Raw genomic sequence first — 5,965 nt, 5'->3', positions numbered from 1 at the left:
GGGACTGGCCCTTTGAAGCCTCGGCAACAGACTTGTTATAGAGTACTGTGCCAATTCCAGCAAGCTTATAGCTTGAAAGATAAGAAGAGTCATCACAATTGATGTCCTATTAACCTCTTCTATCTTTGTTTAGAAGGGGTTTTTTGTGTTTGGAAAGTGAACAAATTCCTTACAACGAAATTAATCCAGCCTTTGCTAAAGCTTAAAGAAAGCGCGATATGTAGATAAATGTTTAAAAAAATATCAGATGAGGTGGGTTAAAAATGAGTGATGTTCTAGATGCGATTCAATTATTAAAAAAGAAAGACTGGGTGGATTTAACACATACTTTTGGACCTTCTTCGCCACATTTTGCTGCATTGAAGGATGCCGAGGTAACCACCGCTTTTGACCATAATGATGGTTTTTTCGTTCAAGATTTCTCTTTTCCTGGTCAGTATGGTACGCATATTGATGCCCCGGTTCATTTTGTGCCAAATCAACGTTATTTAGATGAATTGGATTTGAAAGAGCTCGTTTTACCATTAGTCGTTATTGATAAATCAAAGGAAGTGAACGATAATCCTGATTTCACCATTCAAGTTGGTGATATTCTAACGTTTGAAAAACAACATGGAACGATTGAGCCAGATAGCTTTGTTGCTTTACGGACAGATTGGAGTAAGCGATGGCCTGATCAACAGGCATTGGAAAACAAAGATGCGTCAGGTGTAAGCCATACACCAGGCTGGTCAGTAGAAGCGCTCACTTTTTTATTTGAAGAACGATCGATTAAAGCAGTGGGTCATGAAACATTTGATACAGATGCCGCCAAAGACGTTCAGAAACATGGTCGTTTAGTTGCAGAATACTATGTTTTGGAACAAGATACGTTTCAAATTGAATTATTAACCAATCTTGATCAAGTTCCAGCTACAGGTGCAGCTATTTTTACGATTGCACCAAAGTTTGAAAAGGCGTCTGGATTTCCAGTTCGCGCATTTGCTATTTTACCGTAAGCTAGCACAGATAACCGTCTGTAAAATACCCACAACAAAATGGCGTGCAGAGCTAACCTGTTAAGACGGGCGTTTACGGATGCTAATGTCCTCATTCACTCAACGGCCACTCAGTGGGAGGCGAGCGCCACCTATTGAGTGAAGGCTCGCTCCGTATATGATAAGGCATTATTCAACCTGTGGCTAAAAAAGGGGGGACTTCAATGACATTACTTCAATTAAAATATGCGATCGAAGTGGCAAAACATCAATCGATTAGCAAGGCTGCCCAGAATTTATATATTAGTCAACCTAGTCTATCAAATGCAATAAGAGAGTTAGAGACTGAACTAGGCATCGAGATCTTTTTACGGACGAGTAAAGGGATAGTTGAAACGATAGAAGGGTCAGAGTTTTTAGGGTATGCAAGACAAGTGATTGAACAAACAGCATTACTTGAGAATCGCTACTTTAATCAAGGGCAAGAACCCCAGCATCATTTCTCTGTCACCTCTCAACACTATGCGTTTGCGATTAGTGCGTTTGTTAATTTATTAAAAGATGAAGCCCTCGATGAATACGATTTTGTGTTAAGGGAGACGAGAACGGTTGAGATTATTGAAGATGTCAAAGCATTACGAAGTGAACTTGGGATTTTGTATTTAAATGATTTTAATCGGAAAGTCATGCTTAAGTTTTTAACGGAAGGCCATTTGATTTTTCAAACATTGTTTAACGCAAAACCGCACGTATTTATTAGCTCAATCCATCCGCTTGCCGAGCAACGCTCTGTTACGTTAGACGATTTAACGCCATATCCCTATTTGTCGTTTGAACAAGGCGATCACAATTCTTTTTATTTTTCTGAGGAAATTCTTAATACGATCTCAAGACCAAAAAATATTCGAGTGAGTGATCGTGCGACATTGTTTAACTTATTGATCGGCTTGAATGGGTATACCATTTCAACAGGAATCATCAGCTATGACATTAATAATAATGATGTAATAGCCATTCCATTACAAGTTGACGAATCGATTGAAGTCGGTTTTATCAAGCGTAAAGATGTGATTATGAGTCCGCTAGCTACGCGTTATATTGACTATTTAAGAGATATTATTAGTGAAGAATTAGGTGCGATATAGTTTTAAACTATATCAAACAATAGTTTTTTAGTGTTAGGCCAGCACCGTATTCTAGTGCTACACTACCTTTACATTGAAACAAGGAGAGGAGCAATAACATAATGACGAAGAAAAGATCTTTAGAACAAAGGTTAAAGGATGGACCTGTTATTGTAGGGGAAGGGTATTTATTTGAAATGGAGCGTAGAGGTTACTTACAAGCTGGATCATTTGTACCAGAAGTGGCACTAGAGCATCCAGACGTTTTAAAGCAAACATATCGTGATTACATGAATGCCGGTTCTGACGTAGTACTAGCCTTTACTTATAATGCGCATCGTGAAAAAATGCGTATTATCGGAAAGGAAGACTTACTAGAGCCGTTGAATCGATCCGCGATTCGTTTAGCAAAAGAAGTCGCAAAAGAACATCCGAATGAAGAGGCATTAGTTGCCGGTAATATTTCGAATACTAACATTTTTGATCCGGATGATCCAAAATCTAAAGACAACGTTAGATACATGTTTCGAGAGATGCTTGAGTGGTGCAAAGAAGAGGCGGTCGATTTCATTAATGCAGAAACATTTTATTATCATGAAGAGGCCGTAATTGCTTTAGAAGAGATTCAAAAGCAGGATTTACCTGCGGTTGTGACGTTAGGTTTAATGGGCGAGAATATGATGCGAGATGGCTACACGGTGGAAGAATCTTGCGCGATACTTTCGAAAAAAGGGGCACTCGTGGTCGGAATGAACTGTTTCCGTGGCCCTGAAACGATGCAACCTTATTTAAAACGGATTCGTGAAGTAGTAGATGGTTATGTCGGTGGATTACCGATTCCATACCGGACGACAAATGAACACCCGACCTTTTTCAACTTACCTGATGGTGGGTGCAGCTGTCATTTACCAACAGAGACGACATTTCCAACATCGTTAGATCCACTTTATCACAATCGATATGAACTAGCCGAGTGGGCAAAAGAAGCACATCAGATTGGTATTAACTATATCGGTCTTTGTTGTGGCGCGTCCCCTGCTATGATTAGGGCTGTCGCAGAAGCAGTCGGTATCAAAACGATCAATTCAAGATATTCTCCTGATATGGAGAAGCACTTTCTATTTGGTAAAGACAAAACCTTAAAAGCACATAATTCAAGTTACCGCCATAAAGCATAAATCGTTACGCTTTCTCAGCCATTGTTTGAAGTGGGGTGAGGAAGCGTTTTTTAAGTTATTGGATGGAACGAATCACTGTTTCCTCCATTTCATTTGAGACGAGCGTGTTGTCCCATTGTAAATAAGGTATTGAGGGCGCTAGTGAGTTATGCTCGCTAGCGTTTTTAATTTATCGGGATCTAACCGTTTTCAATTAAGTGTGAAAATGTCGGTATTAATCGAATCGTGTCCTCGACTTATAATGAAAGCGTAATCAAATGGTGAGGAAGTAAAGAGAGGATGGATGTTATGACAGATTGGTTAGAGGTGAAAGGTAAAGTTGTTATTATCACAGGTGGGGCATCGGGGATAGGTTCTGCGATTGTCGATGGTTTCCAATCAGTAGGTGCGAAAGTCGTCGTTGCTGATTTAAAAGGTGAAGAAGGTGAGCGAGAAGACGGTGTTTATTTCATAGCGTGCGATGTATCAAAGAAAACCCATGTTGATCGAGTGGTAAAAAAGACCATTGATAAGTTTGGAACAATTGATATACTCGTCAATAATGCAGGTGTGAACCTTCCGCAATTACTAGTAGATGATCGTGGTGAAAAACCTCAATATGAATTGGATGAGGACACCTTTGACTTGATGGTCAATGTGAACCAAAAAGGTCCATTTTTATTCGCTCAAGCCTGTGCGAAAGTCATGTTAGCTAATCAATCCGGTGTGATTGTAAATGTTGCTTCAGAAGCAGGACAAGAAGGGTCAGCAGGTCAAAGCTGTTATTCTGCAACAAAGGGGGCGGTCATTTCATTTACGCGTGCATGGGCCAAGGAATTAGGCAAATTTAATATTCGTGTTGTTGGTATAGCACCAGGCATTTTAGAAGAGACAGCTTTAAGAACAGAGGCTTATAATGAAGCACTTGCTTATACGCGAGGGGTGAGTGTCGACGGTTTAAATACGGATTATAGTAAATCGATTCCAATCGGTCGTGAGGGGAAATTGACAGAAGTTAGTGATCTTGTCCTTTATCTTTCCTCGAAAAGAGCAAGCTATATTACAGGAACAACCTATAATATCTCGGGTGGTAAGTCACGCGGGTAACCAATGCTCTTTTGAAAGGGGGTGAAAGAAATGAGTGATGAATTCATCGGTGAAAAAACAATTCAGCTTATTCGTCATTTTAGCAAAAGAGAATATGTAGACTTGGATATTTTGGCTGACTTAATGAACGTTAGTACACGATCAATCCGTAATTATATTAAAGAAGCGAATAAAGCATTAGCATCAATTGCAGAAATTATCAATAAACGTGGACAAGGCTTTCATTTACACGTCTATGACCAAGCTAACTTCGATGAATTTATGGCGTCAGCTGAAAAAACGGTTGATCCGGATTCAAAATCGAATCGTTTAGCTAGTCTGATCGAATACATGATACAAAATGATGAGCAACTCACCATTGATGAGATCGCCTTTCATATGGAGCTAGGAAGAACAACACTGATTAACGAAATTTCAAAAGCGAACTCATTACTTTCATCTTACCGATTAAAGATCGAAGGAAAACCGAATCAAGGCATTTATTTAAAGGGTGAGGAGTTGGACTTGCGTTTCTTTATTCTCGATAATGCATTTGATTGGATGTATGGATACTATCCATTAGATCAAGATGTTGTGGATATGACGCGTAGGTTATGCACAGTGCATGACTTTGAAACAGTAACTGAAAATCGAATGATTCAATTTATTATCATTCTCCTTGATCGTGTGTTGAATGGTTATGAGATTGAAACCTTAGATGAAAAATTCAAGCCGCTTTTTTCATCTCCTGACTTTGAGATTGCATCAGCATTTGCCTTGGGCATAGAAGAGCGATTACCGATTAAGATTTCAGAAAATGAGATTTTATTTTTAACGATTCCGATTTCAGGGCGACGTACACCGACAAGTAATCGCTCACTAGCGAAAGTAGAAATTCCTGAACAAGTGCATGACATTGTAAAAGAAATCGTAAAAGAGATTGGTTTTACACAAGATGTGTTAACCAAAAATCACCATTTCTTTTTAGATTTTAAATATCATCTGACCTTCTTATTAAATCGACTAACCTTTGGGATTAAAGTGAATAACCCGCTTTTACCAGATATTAAACGTAAATATCCTGTGGCCTTTCAGATGGCTAAAGTAGCTGGCGATGTGATTTATAACTATTATGATTTTGTTGTATCTGAGCATGAATTAGGGTATTTATCTTTTTACTTCGAAATATTCATCTCAAATAGTGAGTCGGAAGTGATTAATATTAAAAAGGCTGCCATTGTCTGTGGGACAGGTAGAGGAACAGCAAAGTTATTGTCTATTCAATTACAAAAAGTTTTTAATACAGAAATAACTTTTGATTTATACTCAGAAAAAGAAATAACGGAGACAAAACTAAATCAATACGATATTGTTTTTTCGACGATAGAATTGCCCTACGCGCTATGTGTACCATCGGTAACAATTAGTGAAATATTTGATTCAGAAACCGTACAAAAAGAAGTTGAAAAACTTCAATATGTTCATCGTTATGGCTTGCAAAATAGCGTTAAAGATCAATACATCCTATCGAGCTTATTGAAAGAAGATTTGTTTTTTAAACTTAATGTTGATCAATCGTATGATGTAAATGTTACTCAGATGGTGGAACATCTTATGGAAA

Annotated in this window: 5 protein-coding genes and 1 riboswitch (1 of these 6 cut by a window edge); all 5 genes read left to right on the top strand. The window is 38.4% G+C overall.

All coding sequences use genetic code 11. The annotated features are described in order from the left end of the window. Window positions 1-86, top strand: a riboswitch (SAM riboswitch); it begins 31 nt to the left of the window's first position. A 177-nt stretch (window positions 87-263) separates the two neighbouring features. Beyond that, window positions 264-998: a cyclase family protein gene (locus tag B494_RS0114790; protein ID WP_017473158.1), complete on the top strand. Its 735-nt coding sequence runs from the start codon at window positions 264-266 to the stop codon at window positions 996-998. A 203-nt stretch (window positions 999-1,201) separates the two neighbouring features. Continuing rightward, on the top strand, window positions 1,202-2,122 hold the full coding sequence (locus B494_RS0114785) for a LysR family transcriptional regulator (protein WP_017473157.1): 921 nt from the start codon (window positions 1,202-1,204) through the stop codon (window positions 2,120-2,122). 101 nt (window positions 2,123-2,223) lie between these two features. Beyond that, window positions 2,224-3,279: a homocysteine S-methyltransferase family protein gene (locus tag B494_RS0114780; protein ID WP_017473156.1), complete on the top strand. Its 1,056-nt coding sequence runs from the start codon at window positions 2,224-2,226 to the stop codon at window positions 3,277-3,279. A gap of 288 nt (window positions 3,280-3,567) precedes the next feature. Next, a complete protein-coding gene (locus B494_RS0114775; protein ID WP_026065273.1) occupies window positions 3,568-4,365 on the top strand; it encodes an SDR family oxidoreductase in 798 nt (265 codons plus the stop codon). A 30-nt stretch (window positions 4,366-4,395) separates the two neighbouring features. After that, the coding region (locus tag B494_RS0114770) for a BglG family transcription antiterminator (protein WP_017473154.1) at window positions 4,396-5,965 on the top strand (1,570 nt) is incomplete at its 3' end.

Source organism: Amphibacillus jilinensis Y1 (genome assembly GCF_000306965.1).
In the GTDB taxonomy this organism is placed as follows: Bacteria; Bacillota; Bacilli; order Bacillales; family Amphibacillaceae; genus Amphibacillus_C; species Amphibacillus_C jilinensis.
Note: the sequence above shows the minus strand (reverse complement) of the source record. Positions and strands in the feature narration are given on the sequence as shown.

What these genes read in the sequence shown, in the direction of transcription:
- B494_RS0114790 (WP_017473158.1), top strand. Translation starts at nt 264, where the DNA reads ATGAGTGATGTTCTAGATGCGATTCAATTATTAAAAAAGAAAGACTGG.
- B494_RS0114785 (WP_017473157.1), top strand. Translation starts at nt 1,202, where the DNA reads ATGACATTACTTCAATTAAAATATGCGATCGAAGTGGCAAAACATCAA.
- B494_RS0114780 (WP_017473156.1), top strand. Translation starts at nt 2,224, where the DNA reads ATGACGAAGAAAAGATCTTTAGAACAAAGGTTAAAGGATGGACCTGTT.
- B494_RS0114775 (WP_026065273.1), top strand. Translation starts at nt 3,568, where the DNA reads ATGACAGATTGGTTAGAGGTGAAAGGTAAAGTTGTTATTATCACAGGT.